This is a genomic window from Clavibacter rahimiani (assembly GCF_052654495.1).
The window spans coordinates 2,362,289-2,387,616 of sequence record NZ_CP199790.1; the positions used below are offsets into that span (position 1 = coordinate 2,362,289).

At 75.1% G+C, this 25,328-nt stretch carries 23 protein-coding genes; 5 read left to right on the plus strand and 18 right to left on the minus strand.

Translation table 11 applies throughout. From position 1 onward, the window contains the following. Window positions 1-74: 74 nt before the first annotated feature. Entirely contained in the window at window positions 75-935 is an 861-nt protein-coding gene (locus ACT7CP_RS11200; protein WP_445442273.1) for a TetR/AcrR family transcriptional regulator, read from the plus strand. Here the strand turns inward: ACT7CP_RS11200 and ACT7CP_RS11205 are convergent. From ACT7CP_RS11205 to ACT7CP_RS11220, 4 genes are all read right to left on the minus strand, one after another. Continuing rightward, window positions 932-1,522 (minus strand): GDSL-type esterase/lipase family protein, encoded by a 591-nt coding sequence (locus tag ACT7CP_RS11205; protein WP_445442274.1) that lies wholly within the window; start codon window positions 1,520-1,522, stop codon window positions 932-934. The genes ACT7CP_RS11200 and ACT7CP_RS11205 overlap by 4 nt on opposite strands. A 68-nt stretch (window positions 1,523-1,590) precedes the next feature. Next, window positions 1,591-2,040 carry a hypothetical protein gene (locus ACT7CP_RS11210; protein WP_413963513.1) on the minus strand — a complete coding sequence of 150 codons (450 nt, stop codon included), beginning with the start codon at window positions 2,038-2,040 and terminating at the stop codon, window positions 1,591-1,593. Continuing rightward, window positions 2,037-3,563 carry an SDR family oxidoreductase gene (locus ACT7CP_RS11215; RefSeq protein WP_445442275.1) on the minus strand — a complete coding sequence of 509 codons (1,527 nt, stop codon included), beginning with the start codon at window positions 3,561-3,563 and terminating at the stop codon, window positions 2,037-2,039. Before ACT7CP_RS11215 ends, ACT7CP_RS11210 begins: the two co-directional genes overlap by 4 nt. Before the next feature lie 121 nt (window positions 3,564-3,684). After that, window positions 3,685-4,455 (minus strand): SRPBCC family protein, encoded by a 771-nt coding sequence (locus tag ACT7CP_RS11220; RefSeq protein WP_445442276.1) that lies wholly within the window; start codon window positions 4,453-4,455, stop codon window positions 3,685-3,687. Between the two features lie 176 nt (window positions 4,456-4,631). Here ACT7CP_RS11220 and ACT7CP_RS11225 point away from each other — a divergent pair, with 176 nt between their 5' ends. Further along, window positions 4,632-5,570: an ROK family protein gene (locus ACT7CP_RS11225; protein ID WP_445442277.1), complete on the plus strand. Its 939-nt coding sequence runs from the start codon at window positions 4,632-4,634 to the stop codon at window positions 5,568-5,570. A 61-nt stretch (window positions 5,571-5,631) separates the two neighbouring features. On the opposite strand, the gene ACT7CP_RS11230 is transcribed toward ACT7CP_RS11225, so the two are convergent. Together ACT7CP_RS11230 and ACT7CP_RS11235 are read right to left on the minus strand one after the other, a co-directional pair. Further along, window positions 5,632-7,233 (minus strand): PHP domain-containing protein, encoded by a 1,602-nt coding sequence (locus tag ACT7CP_RS11230; RefSeq protein ID WP_445442278.1) that lies wholly within the window; start codon window positions 7,231-7,233, stop codon window positions 5,632-5,634. Between the two features lie 136 nt (window positions 7,234-7,369). Further along, on the minus strand, window positions 7,370-8,629 hold the full coding sequence (locus ACT7CP_RS11235; protein ID WP_445442279.1) for an MFS transporter: 1,260 nt from the start codon (window positions 8,627-8,629) through the stop codon (window positions 7,370-7,372). 37 nt (window positions 8,630-8,666) lie between these two features. Here ACT7CP_RS11235 and ACT7CP_RS11240 point away from each other — a divergent pair, with 37 nt between their 5' ends. After that, window positions 8,667-9,368 carry a maleylpyruvate isomerase family mycothiol-dependent enzyme gene (locus tag ACT7CP_RS11240; protein ID WP_445442280.1) on the plus strand — a complete coding sequence of 234 codons (702 nt, stop codon included), beginning with the start codon at window positions 8,667-8,669 and terminating at the stop codon, window positions 9,366-9,368. Here the strand turns inward: ACT7CP_RS11240 and ACT7CP_RS11245 are convergent. The 4 genes from ACT7CP_RS11245 to truB are packed head-to-tail and all read right to left on the minus strand — an operon-like array spanning window position 9,365 to window position 12,124. Then, complete coding sequence (locus ACT7CP_RS11245) at window positions 9,365-10,297, minus strand: bifunctional riboflavin kinase/FAD synthetase (RefSeq protein WP_413963520.1); 933 nt, start codon at window positions 10,295-10,297, stop codon at window positions 9,365-9,367. The genes ACT7CP_RS11240 and ACT7CP_RS11245 overlap by 4 nt on opposite strands. A 2-nt stretch (window positions 10,298-10,299) precedes the next feature. Then, window positions 10,300-10,761 (minus strand): hypothetical protein, encoded by a 462-nt coding sequence (locus ACT7CP_RS11250; RefSeq protein WP_445442281.1) that lies wholly within the window; start codon window positions 10,759-10,761, stop codon window positions 10,300-10,302. Between the two features lie 38 nt (window positions 10,762-10,799). Next, window positions 10,800-11,168, minus strand: a complete 369-nt coding sequence (locus ACT7CP_RS11255) for a hypothetical protein (RefSeq protein ID WP_445442282.1) — start codon at window positions 11,166-11,168, stop codon at window positions 10,800-10,802. Beyond that, the gene (truB, locus tag ACT7CP_RS11260) at window positions 11,165-12,124 is read right to left on the minus strand and encodes a tRNA pseudouridine(55) synthase TruB (protein ID WP_445442283.1); all 960 of its coding nucleotides are present in this window, start codon (window positions 12,122-12,124) and stop codon (window positions 11,165-11,167) included. The genes ACT7CP_RS11255 and truB overlap by 4 nt, the downstream gene beginning before the upstream one ends. Window positions 12,125-12,209: 85 nt before the next feature. Here truB and ACT7CP_RS11265 point away from each other — a divergent pair, with 85 nt between their 5' ends. Then, window positions 12,210-13,205, plus strand: coding sequence for a ketopantoate reductase family protein (locus ACT7CP_RS11265; RefSeq protein WP_445442284.1), 996 nt, complete (start codon window positions 12,210-12,212; stop codon window positions 13,203-13,205). Between the two features lie 34 nt (window positions 13,206-13,239). Here the strand turns inward: ACT7CP_RS11265 and ACT7CP_RS11270 are convergent, their stop codons facing one another. Further along, on the minus strand, window positions 13,240-13,812 hold the full coding sequence (locus tag ACT7CP_RS11270; protein WP_445442285.1) for a nucleoside/nucleotide kinase family protein: 573 nt from the start codon (window positions 13,810-13,812) through the stop codon (window positions 13,240-13,242). 38 nt (window positions 13,813-13,850) lie between these two features. Between ACT7CP_RS11270 and ACT7CP_RS11275 the strand changes: the two genes are divergently transcribed. Next, a complete protein-coding gene (locus tag ACT7CP_RS11275) occupies window positions 13,851-14,729 on the plus strand; it encodes an HhH-GPD family protein (protein WP_445442286.1) in 879 nt (292 codons plus the stop codon). Window positions 14,730-14,804: 75 nt separating this feature from the next. Here the strand turns inward: ACT7CP_RS11275 and rbfA are convergent, their stop codons facing one another. The 7 genes from rbfA to ACT7CP_RS11310 form a co-directional block, all read right to left on the minus strand. Beyond that, the gene (gene rbfA / locus ACT7CP_RS11280; protein WP_445442287.1) at window positions 14,805-15,332 is read right to left on the minus strand and encodes a 30S ribosome-binding factor RbfA; all 528 of its coding nucleotides are present in this window, start codon (window positions 15,330-15,332) and stop codon (window positions 14,805-14,807) included. Between the two features lie 127 nt (window positions 15,333-15,459). Beyond that, the gene (infB, locus tag ACT7CP_RS11285) at window positions 15,460-18,288 is read right to left on the minus strand and encodes a translation initiation factor IF-2 (protein WP_445442288.1); all 2,829 of its coding nucleotides are present in this window, start codon (window positions 18,286-18,288) and stop codon (window positions 15,460-15,462) included. A 96-nt stretch (window positions 18,289-18,384) separates the two neighbouring features. Beyond that, window positions 18,385-18,678 (minus strand): YlxR family protein, encoded by a 294-nt coding sequence (locus ACT7CP_RS11290; protein ID WP_445442289.1) that lies wholly within the window; start codon window positions 18,676-18,678, stop codon window positions 18,385-18,387. Between the two features lie 50 nt (window positions 18,679-18,728). After that, window positions 18,729-19,736: a transcription termination factor NusA gene (gene nusA, locus ACT7CP_RS11295; RefSeq protein WP_445442290.1), complete on the minus strand. Its 1,008-nt coding sequence runs from the start codon at window positions 19,734-19,736 to the stop codon at window positions 18,729-18,731. Between the two features lie 85 nt (window positions 19,737-19,821). Then, the gene (locus ACT7CP_RS11300) at window positions 19,822-21,594 is read right to left on the minus strand and encodes a proline--tRNA ligase (protein WP_445442291.1); all 1,773 of its coding nucleotides are present in this window, start codon (window positions 21,592-21,594) and stop codon (window positions 19,822-19,824) included. A gap of 48 nt (window positions 21,595-21,642) precedes the next feature. Continuing rightward, a complete protein-coding gene (locus ACT7CP_RS11305) occupies window positions 21,643-22,650 on the minus strand; it encodes an NAD-dependent epimerase/dehydratase family protein (RefSeq protein ID WP_445442292.1) in 1,008 nt (335 codons plus the stop codon). Continuing rightward, window positions 22,647-25,325, minus strand: coding sequence for an alpha/beta fold hydrolase (locus ACT7CP_RS11310; protein ID WP_445442293.1), 2,679 nt, complete (start codon window positions 25,323-25,325; stop codon window positions 22,647-22,649). Before ACT7CP_RS11310 ends, ACT7CP_RS11305 begins: the two co-directional genes overlap by 4 nt. Window positions 25,326-25,328 lie beyond the last annotated feature (3 nt).

The following is a 25,328-nucleotide window of genomic DNA, read 5'->3' on the forward strand; positions in this document are numbered from 1 at the left end:
CGAAACCTTCGCGCCGTCACGGTAGGATCGTCGCCATGGAGCGGGGAGCCGGTCGGGTCGGGAGGCCCGCACGGGTGTCACGGAGGCTGATCGCCGAGGCCGCCCTCGAGGTCGGGCTCAGCACCCTCACGCTCACCTCCCTCGCGCATCGCCTCGGCGTCGACCACTCGACCCTGTACCGGCACGTCGCGAGCCGGGACGACATCGTCCTGCTCGCCTGCGACACCGCCCTCGCCGCCATGGACTGGCCCCTCGTGCCCGACTCCCCCGCCGAGGTCCTCGCCGCTCCCGACGACGAGTCGTGGCGCGCCTACCTCGAGCAGGCCGTCGAGCGCGTGTGGGACATGTACGACCGCCACCCCGGGCTGGCCAGCGCGATCCACCACCTCGAGACCGCGCCGGACCAGGTCGTCCTGCGCTTCACGGGCGCCATCCGCGACCTCACCCGCATGGGCTTCCCGGAGGCGGAGGCCGTGCTGGTCCTCGACACCGTGCTCGACATCGCGGTCGAGTCCTACGTCGGCTGGGAGCGCGTGCTCGCCGTGGCCGGCGGCGGGGACGACCGGCCCGCCTCGTCCTCGCCCATCGTGGACGCGACGATGCCCGCCTCCATGGGCCGCGGACTGCTCGCCCTGGCCGCGGACGGGATCGCCGCCGACCGCGTGGCCGACGCCGACGCGGCGTCCTCCCCGCACGCGCCGCGCCGGGGCAGCCCGGCGCACTCGTCCGGCGCGCCGGACGCCGTGCACGCCCGCGAGGAGGAGGCCCAGCGGAACGCCCTCGGCACCGTGGACCGCGTCACCGCGCGCTTCGCGGGCGAGGTGTCGACCGGATCCGCCGCGACGCCCCGGGACTGGTGGCGGCGGAAGCTCGGCGTGGTCCTGGCGGGTGTGGCCGAGCTGCGGTCCGCGGGCCCCGGCGTCCGCGCCCGCTAGGAGCCGGCCGGATCCGACGGGTGGTCCGCCGCCGCAGGAGCGGGCTCCGCGAGCAGCGGCCCGAGCACGGCGCGCACCGCGGCGACCCCGTCGGCGTTGAGGTGCAGCCGGTCGTCGGTGAGGGTGGGGTCGAGCTCGCCGTCGCCGAAGCGGAGGGCGGGCCAGAGGTCCACGTGCTGCGCGCGGACCGCGGGCGCGTACTGGCGCATGTGCACGTTGACCACCCGGATCCGCTCGGCGTGCTCCCGCCCGCGCGGCGGCACCGAGAGCACGAGGAGACGCGCCGCGGGCAGGTCGCGGCGGAGGTGGGCGAGGATCGTCTCCAGCGCGCGGACGGTCTGCTCGGGCCCGCGGCGCTTGGCGCCGAGGTCGTGCGTGCCGCAGGAGACGACGACCGTCGCGGGGTCCTGGGCCACCACCTCGGGCAGCAGCGCCAGCACGTCGTCGGTGGTCTGGCCGGGCCGGCCCAGGTCGACGACCGACGCGCCGCCCTCGCCGTCGTCCTGGCCGGGGACGATGCCGCCCCAGCCGCCGTCCTCCGCGAGGCTGTCCCCGAGGAGGACGGTCGTGCGCGTGCGCGATGCCATGGATCCGCCTCTCGTCGTGCCCATCATGGTCCCCGCGTCCGGGGATGTCATCGGCCCGACGGGGGAGGTCATCCGCGCGGGCGACCGAGCGCGCGACGCCACCAGCGTCGTGGACCCGGGGCCGCGACCAGCACGGCGACCGCGACGAGGAGCGGCAGGGACAGGATCGCGGCCACGAGCGCGCCCGCCTGGCCCGGGCTGAGCGCCATCCCGAGCACGTCGACCGTGACGCGGGTGACCGCGCCGTCCGTGAGGTCGGTGATGCTCCGGTTCCCGGCGGCGTCCACGGGCACGGGCGTCCACGCCTCGGAGGCCGCGGGATCCGGCGTGGCCGCCCCGCTCGGCGTCCGCGTCGTCGAGGGCTCTTCGCCCGCGATGACCGCGAGGTCGGCGCGCGCCTGCACCGGCCCGGACACGCTCATCGTCACGGCGGTCGCGAGGCCGGCCGAGGCGAGGGCGATGCCCAGGAGGGTCAGGACGATGAGGCCGATGCGCGGGGCCCTCGTCCGCCGGGTCACCGGGCGGCCCCCTCGAGGGGACGGCCGGCCTCGCGACGGCGCGTGGCGGCGAGCGCCTTGCCGGTGATCCGGGTGGCCATCGACGTGAAGATCACGCCGTGGAACGGGAGGATCGCGAACCAGTAGAGCCGGCCGGCGAGGCCGGACGGGAAGAAGATCGCGCGCTGCCGGTAGTCGCTGCCGCCGTCCGCGCGGGGCGTCGCGCTCAGCTCGAGCCACGCCTCGCCCGGCAGCTTCATCTCGGCGCGCAGGCGCAGGGCGGATCCGCGCTCGATGTGCTCGACGCGCCAGAAGTCCAGCGCGTCGCCGGTCTGCAGCGTGGTCGCGCTGCGCCGACCGCGCCGGAGGCCGACGCCGCCGACGAGCTTGTCCATCCAGCCGCGGGCGGCCCACGCGACGGGCAGCGAGTACCAGCCGTTGTCGCCGCCGATCGACTCGATGACGGCCCACAGGTCCTCGGGCGCCGCCTCGGTGGAGCGCTCCTTGAGGTCGAGGTAGACGGTGTGGCCGGCCCAGTCGGGGTCGCTCGGCAGCGGGTCGCTGGGCGCGCCGACGACGACGGAGTCCTTCCAGCTCGTCTCGACGACGCCGTCGCGCATCTTGCCGAGCGCGAGGCGCACCGAGCGGCGGTAGCCCGTGAGGCCGCCCTCGGGGTCGGGGATGTAGGTGGAGATGTCGTGCTCCCCCATCACGCAGTCGTACTGGAGCGACTCGATGATCGGCACGGCGAGCGTGCGCGGGATCGGCGTGACGACGTTGACCCAGTGGGCCGCCAGCCGGGGCGCGAAGATCGGGATGGACGCGATGGGCCGCTGCGGCAGGCCCGCCTCGACCGCGTAGCCGTTCATCATCTGGCCGTAGCGCAGCACGTCGGGGCCGCCGATGTCGAAGGTGCGGTTGAGGTCGGCGGGCAGGTCGGCCGCGGCGACGAGGTAGTAGAGGACGTCGCGGATCGCGATGGGCTGGATGAAGTTGCGCACCCACCCGGGGGCGGGCATGAACGGGAGCACCTCGGTGAGGTGGCGGATCATCTCGAACGACGTGGAGCCGGATCCGATGACGACGCCGGCCTGCAGCGCGATGGTCGGCACCCCGCTCGCGAGCAGCACGTCACCCACCGCCTTGCGGCTGGCGAGGTGCTTCGACAGCTCGTCGGTGTCGGGGTGCAGCCCGCCGAGGTAGACGATGCGCCCGACGCCCGCGGCGTGCGCCGCCTCGGCGACGTGCTCGGCGGAGGCGCGCTCGGAGGACGCGAAGTCGCCCTTGGCCCCCATGCCGTGGACGAGGTAGTAGAGGACGTCGACGTCCGCGACGGCGGGGGCGAGCGTGGACGCGTCCGCGAGGTCGCCCTGCACGACCTCCACGTCCTCGCGCCAGGGGACGTCGGTGAGCCGGCGCGGATCGCGCACGAGGACCCGCACCCGGAAGCCCGCCGCGAGGAGGCGGGGCACGAGCCGGCCGCCGATGTAGCCCGTCGCTCCGGTCACGAGGGCGAGACGGGAGGAGGCGCTCGGCGATGTCATTCCCTCACGCTAGGCAATCAGCCTGGCAAGGCCCTCCCAGGAGCCGGGACGCGGGGTGGACGGCGCCCGCGGATCAGCCCGCAGGTCAGCCCGCAGGCCGGCCCGCGCATCAGCCCGCGTGTCAGCCCTCGGCGGACTCGAGCTCGGCGAGGTAGCCGCGCCAGGTGGCGCCGTGCTCGGCCTCGCACGTCGTCCAGTCGACCGGGCGGCCGTGGACGAGGTCCTCCAGCAGGTCGAGGTGCAGGCGCCAGCTGGCCTTGAGGACGTTCGCGATGCCCGCGGGGAGGACGCCGGAGACCGTGACGCCGAGCTCCGTCTGCCGGTCGCGCGGGCCGCCGGGCACCTCCTGCAGCCGGAGGCGGAAGCGCGCGGTGACCTCGCCCTCGTGCAGGAACGTGTAGTCGATCGCGCGGCCCTCCTCGAAGCGCGTGACGAGCCCGCCCGACGCGGACGCGAGGCTGCGGTCGGGGACCGTCATCCACTCGAACCAGAAGTCGCCGCCCTCCTCCTGGTCGATGGACGCCTCGGCCAGCCAGCCGGAGACCATGTCGGGATCCGAGACCGCGTCCCACACGATGAGGGCGGGCAGGTCGATGAGCCGGCGGAACACGAACTCGTAGGGCAGGAGGACGGTGGACGCGCGGGCCTCGGAGAGGACGGCGCCGGGCAGGGCGGGGAAGCGGGCGCGGCTCCGGGCGTCGCCGTCGTCGTCGCCGTCGAGTCCCGCGGAGGCGGGCATGCCCTCGTCGAGCTCGCGGGAGGCGAGGCGCGCCTCGGCGGCGTCGGCGTAGTCGAGGGCGGGGGCGCCGCCGCGGCGGGGAGGCACGGCGGCGTCGGCGCGCGGGTCGGAGGCATCGCGCGGGGCGCGTCCGGGGGTGTGATCGGGATCCACGTGCCGAGCCTAGGCGGGGACCGGTCCCCCGGTCCCCGATTCCCACACAGGTGGCAGGGCCGTCGCGAGGTCGACGCGATGCGGATGGCGGGCCGCGCGTCCCGCGTCCTGGCGCGAACCCGCCCGTATCCTGGACGCCGGTGCACGGGCGGATCCGGGACCGGGACAGGACGAAGATGCCTCGCACGCTCGCGCTCGCCGTCGACTTCGGGGGCACCAAGGTCGAGTCCGCGCTCGTGGACGACGAGGGCCGCGTCCTCGCCGGCAGCCGCTTCCGCGGCCCCACCGGACCCGAGCGCTCGGCCGACGAGCTGCTCGACGCCGTGCTCGGGGTCGCCCGGCGGGCGCTCGCCGCGCTCCCCGACGACGCGGAGCTCATCGGCACGGGCCTCGCGGCCGCCGGCCCCGTCGACGTGCGCCGCGGCCTCGTCTCCCCGCTCAACGTGCCGGCCTGGCGCGACTACCCGCTGCGCGACCGCGTCGCCGAGCTCACGCCCGACGTGCCCACCACCCTCCAGATGGACGGGCTCGCCATCACCCTCGCCGAGCACTGGGTCGGCGCGGGCCGCGGCTACGACGACGTCATGGGCATGATCGTGTCGACCGGGGTCGGCGGCGGCCTCGTGCTCGGCGGCCGCACGGTCGCGGGCCCGACCGGGAACGCCGGGCACATCGGCCACGTCGAGGTCGCCGGGTTCGACGACCCGTGCAGCTGCGGCGGCCAGGGCTGCGTGGAGGCCGTCGCGTCCGGACCCCGGAGCGTCGCGTGGGCGCGGGCCCGCGGCTGGACGGGATCCACCGGCGAGGACCTCGCGGCCGGCTACCGGGCGGGCGACGAGCTCGCGGTGCAGGCCGTGCGCCGCGCGGGCCTCGCCATCGGCCGCGCCATCGCGTCGGCCAGCTCCCTCGTCGACCTCGACGTCGTCGCCATCGGCGGCGGCTTCAGCCGGGTGACGCCCGACCTCTTCGACATGATCCGCGAGCCGATCGCGCTCCGCGAGCAGTTCGGCTTCGTGACCAAGACGCGCGTCGTGCCCTCCGGCCTCTCGGAGGACGGCCCCATCGTCGGCGCGGGCGCGCTCGTGCACCGCAAGGCGATGGTCCCGAGCTTCTGAGCCGGACGCGGACGCCGGCGCCGCCCGGGAGGCGACGCCGGCGTCCGCGGGAGCGGATCCGCTAGGAGAGCTCGGCGTAGAGCGGGCTCGTGTAGAACCAGAGGTCCTCCCACGGGTCCGCATCGCCGAGCACGTCGATGGCGGGGCCCGCCGGGTCGATCGCCGCGCCCAGGAAGCCGGGCTGCTGGCGCTTGCCGTCGGTGCCGCGAAGGCGCACGTAGAAGCGGTCGCCGGGCGGGGTGATCTCGAGCGACAGCCGGTACCCGCCGGGGATCGCCGTGAGCCGGGACACCGGGAGCTGCGCGACGACGCGCGTGGCGGGCGCGGTCGTCGCGTCGCGGTCGGCGGCGGGGCCGTCGATGCGGCCGACGATCACGTCCACGCGCGCGAGCTCGGGCACGAAGCCGGCCCGGTTGGGGCGCGCGGCCGTCATGATGTCGGCCGTCACGGTGACCTTGCGGTCGCGCTTGCCGACGAGCGTGCCGCCGAGAGGGACGCTGCGGCCGCGCTCGAGGACGAGGCGCGCGTCGATCGCGTCGACGAGGCCGCCGTGGTCGACCCAGACGCGGCCGGCGCGGATCCCGTCGAGCACCGACGTGTGGTCCTGGCGGACGGCGCCGACGTGGGTGCGGCTGTAGTGGCCCGGCCAGAAGTCGTTCTCGTCGGTGTCGACGCCGCCGCGGTAGACGGGATCCACCATGCGGCCGTCGCGGTCGTAGTCGCTGCCCGGGCCGACCTCGGTGGTGTCGAGGTAGACGTTGTGGCTGTCGCTCGTCGCGGTGACGACGAAGCGGCGGCCCTCGGCGAGCATCGAGTCCCACACGCCGCCGACGGTGGCCGTGACCCAGTCGAAGCCGCCCCAGGTGCGGTACGACTCGGCCGGGTAGCCCGGGAACGAGTACGTGCTCGCGGCGTTGCCGTACAGGCCGCGCGCGCCGACCGTGCTGTGCGGGGAGGGCAGGCCGCCCGCCTGGTGGCCGGGCGCGCCCTCCATGCCGAGGACCACGCGCGGGCCGGCGTCCTGCCAGGCGCGCAGCTCGTGCGGGGAGTCGATGCCGAGGCGCGACGGGTGGTTGGGGAGCATCGCGGCGTCCTTCACGCGGCGCGAGGCGACGGCCTGCTCGAGGAAGCGGATCCCCTCGAGCGCGAGCGCCTCGTTCGCCGGGGTGCCGTCGCGCGTGCCCTTCACGCGGGCGTCCCAGCGCTCCTCGATCTCCTTCAGGACGCCGGTCGCGTCGCCCTGCGGGTGCACGAGCACGGTCGCGTGCTCAGCGCCCGGGATGTTCCACTCGAGGCCGTGGAAGATGACGATCTCGGAGCCGAACTCCTTCCGCGCCTCCTCGATGAAGGGGACGATCGCATCGACGCTGCCCTTCGTGGCGTGCGCGGTGTTGCCGTGGTCGGTGAGCACGATCCACTGCACGCCGTTGGCGACGGCCTGGCGGATGTGGTCGCGGACGCGGTACTTGCCGTCGTTGCTGAAGAGGGTGTGCACGTGGTGGTCGCCCTCGAGCCACAGGTAGCCGCCGACCTTGGCGGGGGCGCCGGCCGCGCGGGCGGCGGGGGCGGACCCGAGGGCGGCGATGGCCACCCCGGCGCCGACCGCGGCGCCTCCCTGCAGCAGGCCCCTGCGGCTCACCGTCGTGCGTGCGTCGTTCGTCATGTGTGTCCTCCGTGTCGCTGTGCGGGTGCATCCGCACCCTGCCGGAACCGGGCGACGACGGGTGGACCGCGGGTGGACGCCCGGCGGTCGGGAGGTGAACGGGGCGGCAGCCGGTGCGGTGTCCGGCGCCCGCGGCCTAGCGCGCGGCGGGCTCGCGAACGGGGCGGTCCCAGGTGTCCTCGAGCATGCGCGGCCTCGCGAGGTAGAAGCCGGACGCGCTGGCCACGGCGACCATCGCGAAGAGCATGAGCAGCGGCGCGGTCCAGCCGCCGGAGACCTCGTGCAGCACGCCGAACAGCAGCGGGCCGATCGCGCCGACCGAGTAGCCGATGCCCTGCACGAAGCCGCTGAGCGCGACCACTCCCCCGTGCGTGCGGGTGCGCAGGTTGATGAGCACGAAGACCAGCGGGAACAGGAGCGGCCCGAGGCCCGCGGCGGCCACCCAGAGGAGCGGCGCGGCGGCCGGCGCGACCAGGAGGCCCACGTAGCCGACGACGAAGAAGAGGACGCCGAGCTGGATCAGGATGCCGACGTTCCGCATGCGCGCGGCCAGCAGCGGCATGATGATCGCGGTCGGCAGGCCCATGAAGCCGAAGACCGCGAGGAGCACGCCGGACTCCACGGGCGTCTGCCCGGCGGTGTCCTGCAGGAGCGCGGGCAGCCACGCGAACATCGCGTAGGCGTTGAAGGACGACGCGGCCTGGATCCCCACGAGCGCCCACGCGACGGGCGAGCGGAACACGCGGCCCGTGACGGCCGCGGGCGCCTCCTCGACCCGGTCGAGCGCGGCGGCGGCCTCGCGCTCGCGGCGGGTGTCGCGGCGGTGCTGGACGAGCAGGGCGATCCACGGCACGAGCGCCACGACGGCGACCGCGGCCCACGTCCCGATCGCGACGCGCCAGCCGGCGCCGTCGGCCAGCGGCGCGGCGACGAGCGAGGGGACGCCCGTGCTGATCGACATCATCACGGTCGTGAGCGAGGTGAGCGGCCCGATCCGCCCGGGGAAGTACTTCTTCACGAGCGGCGGCAGGAGCACGTTGCCGAGCCCCATGCCCGCGAGCGAGAGGACCGTGCCGATGCCGAAGACGACCACCTGGTCCGATCCGGCCCGCACGAGGTGCCCCACGACCATCGCGAGGAGGCCCACCACCACGGTGAGCTCGAGGCCCAGCCGCCGAGAGATCGCGGGCGCGAGCAGGCCGAAGAGCGCGAAGCAGACGGGCGGCAGGGCGCCGAGCACGCCGATGGACACGCTGTCGAGCGGCACGTCGCGGCCGATCTGGTCCACGATCGGGGAGAAGACGGCCACGGCGGTGCGGAGGTTCAGCGCCACCAGCACGATGCCGACCAGGGCGAGGAGGGCGCCCGCACGGGGAGCTGCGGGGGTCGTCGTCACCACCAGATTCTACGGTGGCCGGAATAGGCTGCGGGCCATGAGCGAGATCTCCCGGCACCTGCCCCTCAGCCAGCGCGCGCCCGAACCCGAGGCGAAGGTCACGGCGGTCTGGAGCGAGGAGATCGCCGACGTCCTCGACCGCACCGCCGACCTCCTCGCGTCCCTCGACGCGGACGGCTGGGAGGCGGCGAGCATGTGCGAGGGGTGGACCGTGCGCGACGTCGCCGGTCACATCCTGTGGCGGGTGGGCGCGAGCAACGCCGCCATGGTGCGCACCGCGGTCGGCTCGATGCGCCGCCGACCGCACCTCAACCCCATGCGCGTGATGGACGACCTGAGCGCCGACGAGGCCGCCCGCTCCCCCCAGGAGCTCGTCGCCCGGATCCGCGCCATCGCCGCCCTGAAGCGCGCCGGGACGGGCCGCAAGCGCCTGCCGGAGCTGCTCGAGGTGGTGGTGCACGCCTTCGACATCGCGCACGCGCTGAAGGCCGACCTCGAGCTCGACGCCCGGTCGACCGGCGCGGTCGCGATCGCGCGGGCCGCCATCGCGCCCGCGGAGATCCGCGGCGTGCTGCGGGCGCGGACGCTGCGGGCGTCCGACGCGGGCTGGAGCGTGGGCCACGGCCCCGTGATCGAGGCCACCGCCTCGACGCTGATCATGTACCTCTTCGGCCGCACGCCCCGCCCCGAGGGCGACGCGGCGCCCGCACCGGCGGAGCCCGCCGGCGACGACGCCTAGAGCCCGAGCACCACGCGCGTGCGGACGACGTCGTCCGTCATCTGGGCGATGAGCGGGTCGCGGCCCTCGTACGCGACCATGCCGCGGATCCGGGCGACGAACACGACCTCGACCTCGTGGTCGTACAGGTCGAGCGTCTCGTCGAGCACGAACGCCTCGACGACGCGCGGCCGGACGCCGGCGAAGGTCGGGTTGGTGCCCACGGAGATCGCGGAGGGGTACGTGCGGTCGCCGTCGCGGAGCCAGCCGGCGTAGACGCCGTCGGCCGGGATGAGGCCCTCGGCCTCGGGCGACAGGTTCGCGGTGGGGAAGCCCAGCTCGCGGCCCCGCTTCTCGCCGTGCACGACGAGGCCGCGGACGGCGGGCGCGCGGCCGAGCAGCTCGGCGGCGGCCTCGACGTCGCCGCGGTCCATGAGGTCGCGGATCCACGTGGACGACACCTTGCGGCTGCCGTCGGGCATGACGTCGCCGACGACGACCGTGCGGAAGCCGTGGGCCTCGCCGAGGCGCGTGAGCGTGGCGGCGTCACCCGCGCCCTGCGCGCCGAAGCGGAAGTCCTCGCCCACGAGCACGACGCGGGCGCGGAGGGCGTCGACCAGCACCTGCCGCACGAACTCCTCCGGGCTCAGCCGCTGGAGGTGCTCGTCGAAGGGGAGCATGAGCGTCGCGTCGACGCCGAGCTCGGCGAGCAGCTCGATCTTCTGCCGGTTGCTCACGAGGCTCTGCGGGCGCGCGGCCGGGGCCAGGAGCGCGGCGGGGTGGCGGTCGAACGTGACCACCGCGGAGGACAGGCCCTCGTCGGCGGCGATGCCGAGGAGGCGGCGGATCACCGCGCGGTGCCCCGCGTGCACGCCGTCGAACTTGCCGATCGTGACCGCGCTCGGCCCGAAGCCCTCCGGCACCTGCGCCGGGTCGTGGACGACGAGCACGGTCAGCGGTCCCCGCGCACGGGGCGCTCGTCGACCGCGCTCACCCGCGAGCGTCCGCCGCGGCGCAGCCACAGGAGGCCGAGGACCGGGAGCACGAGCGGGATGAACACGTAGCCGTAGCCGTAGACCGACCACACGCTGTCGTGCGGGAAGAGCTCGGAGTCGACGAGGCTCAGCGTGCCCACGACGAGGACGCCGACCAGCTCGAACGCGATCGTGGCGAACGCGATCCGGTACCAGCGGCGCGCGGCCTCCGGGGTGCGCGCGGGCGCGACGAGCGCGACCGTCGCGACGATGTAGACGACGGCGGCGAGCGCCGAGAGCGCGTAGGCGACGGGCGCCTCGTCGTACTTGGTGAGGATCTGCGTGACCGAGCGACCCGTCGCGGCGAGGGCCAGCAGCCCGTAGAAGAAGACCAGGACCCGCCCGAGGCCGGTCATGCGCGAGTTCCGGAAGTCAGTCATGGCACCTGCGATTATCCCCTACCCGAGGGAGGGGCGGCTCACGCCGACTGGACGTTCCAGATGACGTCCATCCGGTACACCATGATCGCGATCGCGAGGCAGGAGGCGCCGAGGATCAGCGTGCTCCACCGCGTGCGCTCGACCAGCGCCCAGAACATGGCGAGCGGCGGGATCAGGAGCCCGCTCACGAGGTACGCGTAGTACTCGACGAGGTTGCCGGTCGGCGGGTTGCCCACGGCGGGCGCCACGATGGCGACCACGAGCTGCCCCACGAGCAGCACCTCCACGAGCGCGGTCGGCCCCATCGTGAGGTCGCTGGGCTTCCGCCCGATGGCGCCCAGCACGAGACAGAGCACGCCGGCGACCACGGCGACCGCGATCTGCGCGACCGTGAACCAGCCGATCACGAGGCGCCCGCCTCGTCGGCCGGGAAGTTGACGATCGACGTGCCGGTGCGGCCGCGGAAGCCGACCAGCCCCACGAGGCGGCCGTCGGGCGCGACCGCGGCGAGCGGATCCTCCGTGGGCGCGTCGTCCGGGGTCGTGAGCCTCTTGCCGTGCCCGAGGTCGACCGCCTCCTGCTCGGTGAGGTGCAGCACGTCGAAGAGGCGCCCGGCCGCGTCCGCCGGCGGGATCAGGCGGTCGGCGACCACGAGCTCGTCGACGGGCACGGCGTCGTCCACGTGGAAGGGCCCGACGCGCGTGCGGCGGAGCGCCGTGAGGTGGCCGCCGACGCCGAGCGCGCGGCCGAGGTCGCGCGCGAGGGCGCGCACGTAGGTGCCGGAGGAGCAGGTGATGCGGACGTCGAGGTCCAGCTGCGCGCCGTCCTCCTCGCCCTCCTCGGGCTCGACCGCGTCGAAGCGGAGCACGTCGAACGCGGAGACGGTGACCTCCCGCGCGGCGAGCTCCACGTCCTCCCCCGCGCGGACGCGGGCGTAGGCGCGCTTGCCGTCGACCTTGATGGCGCTCACGGCGCTCGGCACCTGGGAGATGGTCCCGCGGAGGTCGGCGATGGCGCGCTCCACGTCGGCGACGGCCAGGTCCCGGATCCGGCCCGGCTCGGCGCGCGAGACGACCTCGCCCTCGCGGTCGTCGGTGGTGGTCGCGCGGCCGAGGCGGATGGTCGCGAGGTACTCCTTGTCGAGGCCGACCAGGTACGTGAGCAGGCGCGTGGAGCTGTTGACCCCGAGGATCATGAGGCCCGTCGCCATCGGGTCGAGCGTGCCCGCGTGGCCCACCTTGCGGGTCCCGGCGAGGCGGCGCGTGCGGGCGACGAGGTCGTGGCTCGTCCACTCCCCGCGCTTGTCGATGAGGAGGAGGCCGCTCGCGGTGGAGGGCGCGGCGCGGGGGGTGGGTGTTTCCATGGCCTGACCATCATGCCGTGCCCGGGCCGCCGCCCGGCTCCCCCCGGGTCGCCCGGCTTAGGATCGGGAGGTCGGAGGAGGACGCGTGCGGATCGGTGTCTTGGGAGCGGGCGCGGTCGGCGGCACCATCGCGGCGCTCCTCGACCGCGACGGCCACGAGGTCGACGTCACCGCCCGGGGCCCGCACCTCCGGGCCGTCCAGGACCGCGGCCTCCGCCTCGCCGGCGGCTACGGCGACCACGTCGCGCACGTCGCGGCGGCCGAGCGGCTGGGCCGTCCGCCCGAGCTCGCCGTCGTCGCCACCAAGATCGCCGACGCGCGGGACGCCATGACGGAGAACGCGGGCTGGCTCCGCGGGATCCCCGTGCTCGTCGTGCAGAACGGGCTCTCCGCGCTCACGATGGGCGCCGAGTGCCTGCCGCGCTCCCAGGTCGTGGGCGGCCTCGCGCTCGTCGCCGCGTCGCTCACGGAGCCGGGGCTCGTGACCGTGACCGCCCCCGCGGGACTGCACGTCGGCTCCGCGGACGGCCCGGACGGCGCGGGCGTCGAGCTCGTGCGCCGGGTGCTGGATCCCGTCATGCCCGTCACGGTCGCCGACGATTTCCGCGGCGCGCAGTGGACCAAGCTCGTCGTCAACGGGATCAACGCCGTGCCGGCCATCACGGGGCTCAGCGTGCAGGCGGTCATCGCGGATCCCGCCCTGCGGCGCATCGTCACGCGCGCCATGCAGGAGACCGTGCGCACGGGCCTCGCCCGCGGCATCGTCTTCGGCTCCCTCAGCGGGCTGACGCACCGCCGGCTGCGGCTGTTCGCCGCGCTCCCCCTCGGCCTCGCCGCGCGGATGCCGGTGATGCTCGCGCGCGGGATGGGGCAGGTGCCGAACCCGGGGTCGACGCTGCAGAGCATCCGCCGCGACCGGCCGACCGAGGTCGACCACCTCAACGGCGCCGTCGCGACCCTCGCGCCCGGCGCCGGCCAGGACGCGCGCGTGAACGCGGCGCTGGTGCAGCTCGTGCACGGCGTGGAGGCGAGCGGTCGGCACATCTCCCCCGCGGAGCTCGCGCGGCTGATCCCGCGCTAGCCCGGCGGCCGCCCGCGGCCGAGCCGGCCTGCGGTCAGCAGCTGTCGGCGAAGACGCGTCGCGGCAGCTCCGGGTCGGAGACGTCGACGATCATGGTCGCGGCCCGCCTCGGGTTCACCGCCCGGATGTAGCGCGCGTGCGCCTCCTGGGCCGCGGATCCCGCGTCGCCGCCCGACGTCGCGAGCGGCTCGTCCGGCAGCAGCAGGTACACGACGGCGTTCCAGAGCCCGCGCAGCTCGGGGCTCTGCAGGGCGTCGCCGGCCACGAGGAGCACGGCGTCATCGGGTGCGTCGGCGACCGGATCGCCGTCCGGCCGGAGCGCGAAGGGGGTGCCGGCGCGACGGAAGGGGCGCGCGAGGCCGTCGCGGAGCGCGTCCGCGAGCGGAGCCGTCGCGCTGCCCGGGGTCGCGAAGTCTGCGGCGGACGCGACGTACGCCCCGCGGCCGTCGGCGCGCAGCACGTCGGCGAGGTCGCGCGCGAACGCGACCGGGTCGGCGAGGGGTCCGCCGTCGACCGCGAGGAACGCGCGGCCGCGGCCGTAGTTGTGCAGGAACTCGTCTGCGAGCGAGGCGAGGACCTCGGCGCGGGAGGCGCGGTACAGGGGCATGCGACGAGCCTAGGCGCGAAGTCCCCTACGCTGACCGGGTGCCGGAGACCGCCCTCGCCCCGCCCGTGAACGCGTGGTTCCGGGAGAACGCGCGCGACCTGCCGTGGCGGCGCGAGGGGTTCGGGTCGTGGGGCATCCTCGTCAGCGAGTTCATGCTGCAGCAGACCCCCGTGGTGCGCGTGATCCCGCGGCTCGAGGAGTGGCTCGCGCGCTGGCCCGTCCCCGCGGCGCTGGCCGCGACGCCCGCGAGCGAGGCCGTCCGGGCGTGGGGGCGCCTCGGCTACCCGCGCCGCGCGCTCAACCTGCACGCGTGCGCCGTCGCGATCGTCGAGCGGCACGGCGGCGAGGTGCCCGAGGACGTGGATGCCCTCCTCGACCTGCCCGGCGTCGGCCCGTACACCGCGCGCGCCGTCGCCGCGTTCGCCTTCGGGCACCGGCACCCCGTCGTCGATGTCAACGTGCGCCGGGTCCTCGCCCGGGCGGTCGCCGGCCAGGGCGATCCCGGCCCCGCGCGCACCGCCGCCGACCTCGCGGCCATGGCGGCGCAGCTGCCCGACGACGTGGCCGAGGCGCGCGTCTTCAACGCGGGCGCGATGGAGCTCGGCGCGGTCGTCTGCACGGCCCGCTCCCCGCGCTGCGAGGAGTGCCCGGTGCGCGACCTGTGCGCGTGGCGCGCCGCCGGGTACCCGGCCTACGACGGCCCGGCGCGGGTCGTGCAGAAGCGCTACGAGGGATCCGACCGGCAGGTGCGCGGGCTCCTGCTCGCGGAGCTGCGGTCGAGCCACTCCCCCGTGTCGGCCGCCGACCTCGCGACCGCCTGGCCGGAGCCCGTGCAGCGGGGTCGCGCGCTCGACGGGCTCCTCGCCGACGGGCTCGCCGTCCGCCAGCCGGACGGGACCTACGCGCTGCCGAGCTGACACGACCCGGAACGGGAGGAGGGGACCCGCGTCGCCCGACGCGGGTCCCCTCCTGTCGTCCGACGTGGACGTGGATCAGTGCGCGGGCGCACTCCCCGGCGCGGCCGGGTCGGCCGGGTCGGCCGGGTCGGCGTCCTCGTCCTCGTCGTCGTCGTCGTCCAGCTCGTCATCGTCGTCCGCGATCACGCGCGGCTTGACGTACGGGTCCTCGTCGCCCGCGTACACGCCGGCCTGCGCCTGCGTGTGCACGTCGGCGTCGCGACGTCGCGCCTCCTCGAGGAGCGCCTCGATGGCGGCCGCGTTCTCCGGCACGCCGTCGAGGATGAACTCGAGCGACGGCGTGAGGCGCGCGGTGATGTTCTTGCCCACCTCGCTGCGCAGCATGCCGGTGGCGGACTTGAGGGCCGCGGCCGTGTCGGCGCGCTCCTCGTCGGTGCCGTAGACCGTGTAGAAGATGCTGGCGTGCTGCAGGTCGCCCGTGACGCGCACGTCGGTGACGGTCACGAAGCCGAGCCGCGGGTCCTTGATCCCCCGGTCGAGCTTGCGCGCGACGATCTCCTTGATGCGGTCGGCCATCTTCCGGGCCCTCGCGTGATCGACCATGGTCGACGTCCTTCCGTGACGGGTGCGGCCGGGCGTGCTCGCCCGGCGTCCTGCTCGTGTCCCGCACGGGGCGGGACGGGGAGGGCCCCGCTCCCCTCATGGGGAACGGGGCCCGGATCAGCCGAGGCTACGCCCGCGGCTTCTCCTTCATCTCGATCGTCTCGATCTCGTCGCCGATCTCGATGTCGTTGAACTTGCCGAGGCCGATGCCCGCCTCGAAGTCCGTGCGGACCTCGGAGACGTCGTCCTTGAACCGTCGCAGCGACTCGATAGCGAGGTTGTCGCCCACCACCACGCCGTCGCGGATGACCCGCGCCTTGGCGTTCCTGGTGATGGTGCCCGAGCGGACGATGACACCCGCGATGTTGCCGAACTTGGAGGAGCGGAACACCTCGCGGATCTCGGCGACGCCGGACTGGACCTCCTCGTACTCGGGCTTGAGCATGCCCTTGAGGCTCGACTCGATCTCCTCGAGCGCCGAGTAGATGACGCTGTAGAAGCGGATGTCGACACCCTCGCGAGCCGCGCGGGCGCGGGCCTTCGGGTCGGGGCGGACGTTGAACCCGATGATGATCGCGTTGTCGATCGTCGCCAGGTTGACGTCGCTCTCGGTGACCGCTCCGACGCCGCGGTGGATGATCCGCAGCTGCACGGAGTCGTCCACCTCGATCTTCATGAGCGACTCCTCCAGCGCCTCGACGGCACCGGACACGTCGCCCTTGATGATGAGGTTGAGCGACTCGACCTTGCCCTCCTCCAGCGCACGAGTGAAGTCCTCGAGGCTGATGCGCTTGCGCGACTTGGCGAGCTGGGCGTTGCGCTCGACGGCCTCGCGCTTCTCGGCGATCTGACGGGCGGTGCGGTCCTCCTCGGTGACGAGGAAGGTGTCGCCCGCGCCGGGGACCGACGAGAGGCCCTGGACCTGGACGGGACGAGACGGGTAGGCCTCGTGGACCGGGTCGCCGTTCTCGTCCATCATCGCCCGGACGCGGCCGTAGGCCGTTCCCGCGACGATGGCGTCGCCCACGCGGAGCGTGCCCGACTGGATGAGCACGGTCGCGACCGCACCGCGGCCCTTGTCGAGGCGGGCCTCGATGGCCACGCCGCGCGCGTCCTTGTTCGGGTTGCTGCGCAGGTCGAGCCCGGCGTCGGCGGTGAGCAGGACGGCCTCGAGGAGGTCCTCCACGCCCTTGCCGGTGAGCGCCGAGACGTCGACGAACATGACGTCTCCGCCGTACTCCTCGGCGACCAGGCCGTACTCGGTGAGCTGCTGGCGCACCTTGGCGGGGTTGGCCCCCTCCTTGTCGACCTTGTTGACCGCGACCACGATCGGCACGTTCGCCGCCTGGGCGTGGTTCAGGGCCTCCACCGTCTGCGGCATGATGCCGTCGTCGGCCGCGACCACGAGGATCGCGATGTCGGTGACCTGCGCACCACGGGCGCGCATGGCGGTGAACGCCTCGTGGCCCGGGGTGTCGATGAAGGTGATGGCGCGCTCGTAGCCCTCGTGCGGCGCCCAGACCTGGTATGCGCCGATGTGCTGCGTGATGCCGCCCGCTTCGCCCTCGATGACGTTGGCGTTGCGGATGGCGTCGAGCAGGCGCGTCTTGCCGTGGTCGACGTGGCCCATGACGGTGACGACGGGCGGCCGGATCTCCAGCACGTCGTCGTCCTCGTCCTCGAGCTCCTGGTCGAGGTCGATGTCGAAGCCCTCGAGCAGCTCTCGGTCCTCGTCCTCGGGGGAGACGACCTGGATCTTGTAGCCGAGCTCCGTGCCGAGCACGTCGAACGTGGCCTCGTCGAGGGACTCGGTCGCCGTGGCCATCTCACCGAGGTGGAACAGCACGGTCACCAGGTTGCCGGGGCTCGCGTCGATCTTGTCGGCGAAGTCCGAGATGGACGCGCCGCGACGCAGGCGGACGACCGTGTTGCCGTCGCCGCGGGGGACGCTGACGCCACCCAGCGACGGAGCCTCGCGCAGCTCGAACTCGGCCCTCTTCGTCCGCTTCGACTTGCGCGACTTGCTCTTGCCGCCGCCGCGCCCGAAGGCACCTGCGGTGCCGCCGCCGGGGCCGCGACCGCGACCGCCGCCACCGGGACGACCGGCGAAGCCGCCGGCCGGACGCTGGAAGCCGCCGGCTGCCGGGGCGCCGGGGCGTCCCGCTCCGCCGGGTGCGCCGCCGGGACGACCCGCACCCGCGGGACGCTGGCCGAAGCCGACCGGGCGCGCGCCCTGGCCGACGCCGCCGGGACGCGGGGCGCCGGGGCGGGGGGATCCGGGACGGGGAGCGGCCGGACGGGGGCCTGCGGCTCCCGCGGCGGGGCGCTGGCCCATGCCCTGGTTGCTCGCGAACGGGTTGTTGCCCGGGCGGGGCTTGGTGCCCATGCCCTGGTTGCTCGCGAAGGGGTTGTTGCCGGGGCGCGGGGCCGCCGGACGCGGGATCCCGGGACGCGGGATGCCGTTGGAGGGCGCGGGCGCGCTGCCGGCGTCCGGGCGCGGGGTGCTCGGGGCGGCGGCGGCGGGCGCCTCGGGGGCGGCGGGAGCGGCCTTGGCGGCCTGCGCCTTCTCGTCCGCGACGGCCTTGCGGCTCGCCTCGGCCTGGGCCTGGCGCTCCGCGACGGTCAGCGGCGCGACGGGCGCGGGGACGTCGGACGCCTCGGGGGCGTCGGCGACCGGGGCCGTCGGCTGCGGGCCGGGGGTGGGGCGGCCGCCGGGCTTCGGAGCCGACGAGCGGGCTCCGGGGCGCGGCGCGGACGACGGCGTCGCGGCGGGTGCCGCGGCCTGTCCGGTGAGGCCGGCTGCCTCGAGGGCCGCCTTGAGCTTGCGGGCCACGGGGGGCTCGATGCTCGACGACGGTCCCTTGACGAACTCGCCCATCTCCTTGAGCTTGGCGAGTGCGGTCTTGCTGTCGACGCCGATCTCGGCGGCGATCTCGTGTACGCGTGGTTTTGCCACTGTTCTCCTGTCTGGGGGTCCTCTCCCAGGCAGGAGGGGACCGCTAGTGCTGGACGGATCTCATTTCGAGCCGCTCATTAGTTGTCCATGTGCCGTTCAGCCTGTTCTCTCGGATGCTCGCGCGCTCGGCTGGGCCGCGAGCCGCTCTCGTAGTCCCCCAAGAGCTGCGGGGTCGAGCGCCGCATCGCTCCGCAGGGCCCGCCCGAAGGCTCGCCGCGCGATCGCTCTGTCGATGCACTCGATGGTCGGATGGATCCACGCACCCCGGCCGGCCAGCACCGCACGCTCGTCGACGACGAGGGAGCGGGTGCGGGGATCGGCCACGATCCGCTGGAGAGCGGACCTCGGGGCACGCCGACGACAGCCGACGCACGTTCTTACCGGATCCATACTACCCCCTCCGTCCGGCGGCGGGGAGGCGGGGTCCCGACGGGCGGCGCTCAGTCGTCGCCCTCGAGGATGCTGTCGGGCTGGATGTCGATCTTCGCGCCCGTCAGCTTCGCGGCGAGCCGGGCGTTCTGGCCCTCCTTGCCGATGGCGAGCGACAGCTGGTAGTCGGGCACGAGCGCGCGCACGGCCTTGGTCGCCTGGTCGATGACGAACGAGCTCGTGACCTTCGCGGGCGAGAGCGCGTTGCCCACGAACACGGGCAGCGACTCGGAGTAGTCGACGATGTCGATCTTCTCGTCGTTCAGCTCCGCCGTGACCGCGCGGACGCGCTGGCCCAGCTCGCCGATGCAGGCGCCCTTGGCGTTGATGCCGGGCTCGGTCGCGCGCACGGCGATCTTGGTGCGGTGGCCGGCCTCGCGGGCGAGCGACACGATCTCGACGAGGCCCTGGGCGATCTCCGGCACCTCGAGCGCGAAGAGCTTCCGGACGAGCGACGGGTGCGTGCGCGAGACCGTGATCTGGGGGCCCTTGGCGCCGCGCGAGACGCTCGTGACGTAGACGCGCAGGCGCGAGCCGTGCGTGTACTTCTCGCCGGGCACCTGCTCCTCGGGCGGCAGGATCGCCTCGATCGTGCCGAGGTCGACGTGGATCATGCGGGGGTTCGGGCCCTGCTGCACGACGCCGGCGACGATGTCGCCCTCGCGGCCCTTGAACTCGCCGAGGATGCGGTCGTCGCCGATGTCGCGCAGGCGCTGGTTGATGACCTGCTTGGCGGCGAAGGCGGCGATGCGGCCGAAGTCGCTGGGGCTGTCCTCGGACTCGCCGATGACGAGGCCGTCCTCGTCGAGCTCGGGGACGTGCACGGAGACGTAGCCGGACTTGCGGTCCAGGTGCACGCGGGCGGGGGGCACGCCGTCGGCGACGGGCTTGGCGTCGGCCTGGTCGGTGTGCTTGAGGTAGGCGGTGAGGATGGCCTGCTCGATGATCGAGACGAGCTCCTCGAACGGGATCTCGCGCTCGCGCTCCATCATGCGCAAGACGCTCAGGTCGATGTCCACGGGCGACTCCTCTATTCGGTTGGAAACACCACAGGCTACCCGACCGGGACGGGTCGGGCAGCCTGCGGGGCGGAGCGGGAGGGGATCAGCGGTCGCCGGCGAGGGCTCCCACGACCTCGGTGAGCGCGATCGGGGTGCGCTCGTTGGTCCGGCGGTCCCACAGCTCGGCCATGCCGTCGGCGGCGCCGCGGCCGACGATGACGATGGTGGGGACGCCGATGAGCTCGGCGTCGCCGAACTTCACGCCGGGCGAGACCTTCGGGCGGTCGTCGAAGAGCACGTCGAGGCCGGCGGCGTCGAGCGCGTCGACCAGCTCCTCGCTGGCCGTGCGCACGCCCTCGTCCTTGCCGGTCATGACCACGTGGACGTCGAACGGGCTGATGGACGCGGGCCAGAGGAGGCCGCGGCCGTCCTGCGTGGCCTCGGCGACGAGCGCCAGGTTCCGCGTGATGCCGATGCCGTACGAGCCCATGGTGACCGTGACGAGCTTGCCGTTCTCGTCGAGGACCTTGAGGCCGAGCGCCTCCGCGTACTTGCGGCCGAGCTCGAAGACGTGGCCGATCTCGGTGCCGCGGCCCGCGCTGATGGGGCCGGAGCCGTCGGGCGCGGGGTCGCCGTCGCGCACGTCGGCGGCCTCGACGGCCCCGTCGGGTGTGAAGTCGCGGCCGGCGACGAGCGAGAGCACGTGCTTCCCGGCGACGTTGGCGCCGGTGATCCACGAGGTGCCGTCGACCACGCGGGGGTCGACCACGTAGCGCACCTTCGTCGTGGACGTCGACCCGAGGACCGGGCCCTCGGGCGACCACGGGCCGATGTACCCCGTGACGAGGCCGGGCTGCTTCGCGAGGTCGGCGGCGGTGGCGGGCTCGACCTCGGCCGGGAAGAACGCCACCTCGGCGCGCTTCAGGTCGATGTCGCGGTCGCCGGGGATGCCGACGACGACGAGCTCGCGCGTGCCGTCGAGGTGGGTGAGCGCGAGGACGATGTTCTTCAGCGTGTCCGCCGCCGTCCAGGCGCGGCCGTCCTCGCGGGGCTCCTGCGCGTTCGCGAGGTCGACGAGGGTGGCGATGGTGGGGGTGTCGGGCGAGTCGAAGACGCGCGCCGCGGGCTGGCCCTCGATGGGGATCGACTCCGGCACGAGGGTCGCGAACGCCTCGACGTTGGCCGCGTAGCCGCCGGGCGAGCGCACGAACGTGTCCTCGCCGATGGGCGTGGGGTGGAGGAACTCCTCGCTCTTGGAGCCGCCCATCGCGCCCGCGTCGGCGGCGACGATGACGTACTCGAGGCCGAGGCGCTGGAAGATCCGCTCGTAGGCGTCACGCTGGGCCTGGTAGCTGATCGAGAGGGCCTCGTCGGTGACGTCGAAGGAGTAGGCGTCCTTCATCGTGAACTCGCGGCCGCGCAGGATGCCGGCGCGGGGGCGGGCCTCGTCGCGGTACTTGTCCTGGATCTGGTAGATCGACAGGGGCAGGTCCTTGTAGCTCGAGTAGAGGTCCTTCACGAGCAGCGCGAAGAACTCCTCGTGCGTGGGCGCCAGCACCATGGGCGCGCGCTTGCGGTCCTCGAGGCGGAACATCCCGGGGCCGTACTCGTCGTAGCGGCCGGTGGTCTGGTACGGCTCGGCGGGGAGGAGCGCGGGGAAGTGCACCTCCTGGGCGCCGATGCGCTCCATCTCCTCGCGGACGATGGCCTCGACCTTGTTCTTGACCCGGAGGCCGAGCGGCAGCCAGGCGAAGATGCCGGGGGCCTGGCGGCGGATGTAGCCGGCGCGCACGAGGAGGCGGTGGCTGGCCACCTCGGCGTCGACGGGGTCTTCCCGGAGGGTGCGGACGAAGAGCTTGGAGAGGCGTGTGGACACCCGACACAGCCTAGCGATCCGGGCGCGTCGCTCCGGTGCGGCGGCGGCTCAGCGACGGGCGCCGGTCGCGTAGGAGAGGCGCAGGCGCTCGAAGCCCTCGTCGAGGGAGACCGCGGGGGTCCAGCCGAGGGCGCGGCGGGTCTCGCGCTGGTCGAACCAGTGCGCGGTGGAGAGCTGCTCGGCGAGGAAGCGGGTCATGGGCGGCTCGTCGGATCCGGGGCGGACGGCCCACACGCGCTCCACCGCTCCCCCGGCGGCGCGGGCGAGGGCGGCGGGGACGCGGAGGCGGGGCGCGGGGACGCCGGCGGCCCGGCACATGCCGGCCAGCAGCTCGGCGACCGGCCGCGGCTCGCCGTTGGTGACGACGTAGGCGCGGCCGTGCGCGGTGTCGGCGGCGTCGAGGGCGGCGACGATCGCGTCGGCGGCGTTGTCGCGGTAGACCGTGTCGATGAGCGCCGCGCCGTGGCCGAGGAGCGGGAGGCGGCCGCGGGCGGCGCGGTCGACGATGCGGGCGACGAGCTGCGTGTCGCCCGGGCCCCAGACGAGGTGCGGGCGGACCGCGAGGACGCGCATGCCGGGCGAGTCCTCCGCGAGGGCGAGCAGCTCGCCCTCCGCCTTGGTGCGGGCGTAGTCGCCGCGCGCCCGGACGGGATCCGCGGGGCCGGCGCCGTCGCCCGTGATCGAGAGGCCGGTGTGCGCGACGGACGGCGAGGAGACGTGGACGAACCGCGTCGCGCCGGCCGCACGTGCGGAGCCGAGGAGCGAGCGCGTGCCCTCCACGTTCACGGCGCGGAAGTCGGCCGGGTCCCCGGCGAGCGAGACCTTGGCGGCGAGGTGCACGACGGCGTCGACGCCCGCGACCGCGCGGGCCACGGCGGCCGGATCCGCGATGCTGCCGCGGAGGTCGACGACCGCCCCGGGCACGGGCGCGGTGCCGCTCGACGCGAGGCCGGACGGCTGGCGCTGGAAGGTGCGGACCGCGTGCCCCGCGACGGCGAGGCGCTCGGCGACGGCGCGCCCGAGCATGCCGCTCGCGCCCGTGACGAGCACGATCACGGCGCGCTCACGCGTCCGCCCGCGAGGATCCCCGCGGCCCAGCGGCCGAGGCGCGCCCGGTCGATCTTCGAGTTGTGGCGGACGTCGGTCGGCAGGACGGGGACGACGAGCACCGCGGCGACCGGGAGGTCCACGGCCTGGCGCACGGCGGCTGCGAGACCCGCCTCCGCGAGGCCGACCCGGCGCGCGGCCGGCACGGTCTCGACGACGAGGACGAGCTGCTGCACGCCCGCGGGTCCGACGCCGACGGCGGCCGCGCGGCCGACCCCCGGCGCGGACTCGGCGCGCTGCTCCGGGCCGACGGGCGTGAGGACGCCGTCGGCCGTGGTGATCACGTGCGGCAGCCGGCCCTCGATCCAGAGGGCGCCCGTCGCGTCGAGGTGGCCGACGTCGCCCGTGCGGTGGCGGCGGACCCCGTCGGCGGAGTCGCGGCGGGCCGCCCGGTCGGTGACGTGCAGGCGGTCGTACCGGTCGTGGACGTGGGGCGCGGCGGCGACGATCTCGCCCGTGACGCCCGGCACCGTGGTGAGCGCCCCCGTCGCGGCGCCGTCCGCGTCGAGCGGGCTGATGCGGATCGCCACGGGGTCGACGGCCGCGCCGACGCAGACGCCCGCGTCGCCGCGGAGGGCGGCGGCGCGGATCCCGTCGAGGGTCACGTCGGTGAGCAGCAGGCCCTCGGTCATGCCGTAGGGCGTGTGGACCGAGGCGGCGGGCACGAGCGCGGCGGCGCGCGTGAGCAGCGCCTCCGAGAGCGGCGCCCCGGCGGACAGCAGCGACCGGACGCGGCCGAGGGCGGCGCGGTCGTCGGCCGTGAGCGCGTCCGCGGTGGCGACGACGTTGGCGAGCGCGGCGGGCGACGCGAAGACGACCGTGGCGTCCGCGGCGCGGGCCGCGGCGGCCAGCGCGGAGGCCGTGAGGTCGCGCGGGCGGGCCACGTCCATGTCGGGCGTGACGCTCGTGGCGCCGAGCGCCGGCCCGAGCAGCGCGAACGGCGCGAACCCGGCGACGAGGCCCGTGCCGACGCCCACGTCGAAGCGGGCGCCGAGGGTGTCGCGGAGGGCGGCCAGCTGCCGGTGCGTGTAGACGACGCCCTTGGCGGGGCCCGTGGATCCCGAGGTGAAGAGGATCGCGGCGTCGTCGTCCGCGGCCGGCTCGGCGGGCAGGACCTGCGCGCGGCCGTCGCGGGCGATCTCCGGGAGGCTCGCGGCGACGCCGAGCGCGCGGGCGACGGGCGGCGCGAGGGTCGTCACGGAGATCCGCTCCCCCGGCCAGCCGAGGGCGCGCGCGAGGGCGAGGCCCGCGGGGATGCCGACGACCATGTCCGGGCGGGATCCGGCGACCGCGCGTCCCAGTCCCTTCACGCCGAGGCCCGCGTCGGCGACCACGACGATCGCGCCGATGCGGAGGCACGCGTAGAGGAGGGCCGTGAGGTCGGCGCCGGGCGGCACGAGGAGCGAGACGCGGTCGCCCGCGCGGAGGCCGCGGGCGTGCAGGCCCGCGGCGATCTCGCGGACGCGGCGGGAGAGCAGGCGCCAGGAGACGCTGCGGGGTCCGCCGCCGCCGCGCGGCGCCATCTCCACGAGGACGGGGGCGTCGCTGTCGCGGAGCTCCTCGAGCAGCGCGCCGAGCGGGCGCACGGGGTCGACGTCGGCGGCGACCGCGGGGGCGCGCACAGCGGCGCGGGCGGATCCGGGCACCACGCGGTCGGCGAGCCAGTCGAGCGCGGCGGACGCGTAGTCGTGGTCCTCGGCGACCAGGTGCCCGGCGCCCTCGACGCGGTGGACGTCCGCGTGCGGCAGGCGCTCGAGGAGGTCGGAGAGGTAGACGTCGGAGAAGATCGGGTCGCGCGGGCCCCAGACGAACAGGGCCGGCAGGTCGAGGTCGCGGAGGCCCTCGGCGATCGAGACCAGCGTCGCGTGGCTGGGGTGCGCGGGGCCGACGGGGATGTCGGCGACGAAGCCGCGGATCCCGTCGCGGCGGTCCGCGCCCTGGTACGGCGCGGCGAACGCCCGGCGCACGGCGGGGTCGAGCGGCGGGTGCGCGAGGGCGAGCGTGGTGGCGAGGAAGCCCGGCGTGCCGCGCGTGGCGGCGTCGTGGATCCCCGTCGCGAGCGCGAGGCGCAGCGGCCACGGGATGGGCACGCCCTCCTCCTGGTGCACGGCCGTGTTGAGCGCCATGACGCCGGCGAGCACGTCGCGGTTGCGGAGCGCCCAGCCGAGGCTGACCACGCCGCCCCAGTCGTGGCCGAGAGTGACGACGGGACCGGCGGCGTCGGATCCGGACAGCCCCAGCTCATCGGTGAGGGCCTGCAGGTCGTCGAGCCGCGTGGGCAGCGTGCGCGCCTCGCCCGTGCGCTCGGAGAAGCCCATGTCGAGCTGGTCGACGGCGACCACGCGCCAGGCCGGGCGCGACGGATCCCGCTCGGCGCGCGCGAGCGACTCCGCCGCGATGCGCCGCCACAGGTAGGACCACGTCGGATTGCCGTGCACGCAGAGGATCGTGCCGGCGACGGGCGCGCCCGTGGCGGCCAGCCGCTCCCCCGTGTCGAGCAGGTGCCAGCCGTGGCCGCCGGCGCGCACGACGCGCGACCAGGCGGGGTCGAGGCCGGGCAGCGGGCGCCCGTCGGGGCCGGGCACGGGGACGGTCGCCGCGCTGGTGCGGCCCTCGCGCGTCACGGC

Excerpts from the sequence above, each read along its gene's own strand:
- rbfA (WP_445442287.1), bottom strand. The coding sequence starts at position 15,332 with ATGGTCGATCACGCGAGGGCCCGGAAGATGGCCGACCGCATCAAGGAG.
- ACT7CP_RS11225 (WP_445442277.1), top strand. The coding sequence starts at position 4,632 with ATGCCTCGCACGCTCGCGCTCGCCGTCGACTTCGGGGGCACCAAGGTC.
- ACT7CP_RS11230 (WP_445442278.1), bottom strand. The coding sequence starts at position 7,233 with ATGACGAACGACGCACGCACGACGGTGAGCCGCAGGGGCCTGCTGCAG.
- ACT7CP_RS11290 (WP_445442289.1), bottom strand. The coding sequence starts at position 18,678 with ATGGATCCGGTAAGAACGTGCGTCGGCTGTCGTCGGCGTGCCCCGAGG.
- ACT7CP_RS11205 (WP_445442274.1), bottom strand. The coding sequence starts at position 1,522 with ATGGCATCGCGCACGCGCACGACCGTCCTCCTCGGGGACAGCCTCGCG.
- ACT7CP_RS11215 (WP_445442275.1), bottom strand. The coding sequence starts at position 3,563 with ATGACATCGCCGAGCGCCTCCTCCCGTCTCGCCCTCGTGACCGGAGCG.
- ACT7CP_RS11240 (WP_445442280.1), top strand. The coding sequence starts at position 8,667 with ATGAGCGAGATCTCCCGGCACCTGCCCCTCAGCCAGCGCGCGCCCGAA.
- ACT7CP_RS11250 (WP_445442281.1), bottom strand. The coding sequence starts at position 10,761 with ATGACTGACTTCCGGAACTCGCGCATGACCGGCCTCGGGCGGGTCCTG.
- ACT7CP_RS11270 (WP_445442285.1), bottom strand. The coding sequence starts at position 13,812 with ATGCCCCTGTACCGCGCCTCCCGCGCCGAGGTCCTCGCCTCGCTCGCA.
- truB (WP_445442283.1), bottom strand. The coding sequence starts at position 12,124 with ATGGAAACACCCACCCCCCGCGCCGCGCCCTCCACCGCGAGCGGCCTC.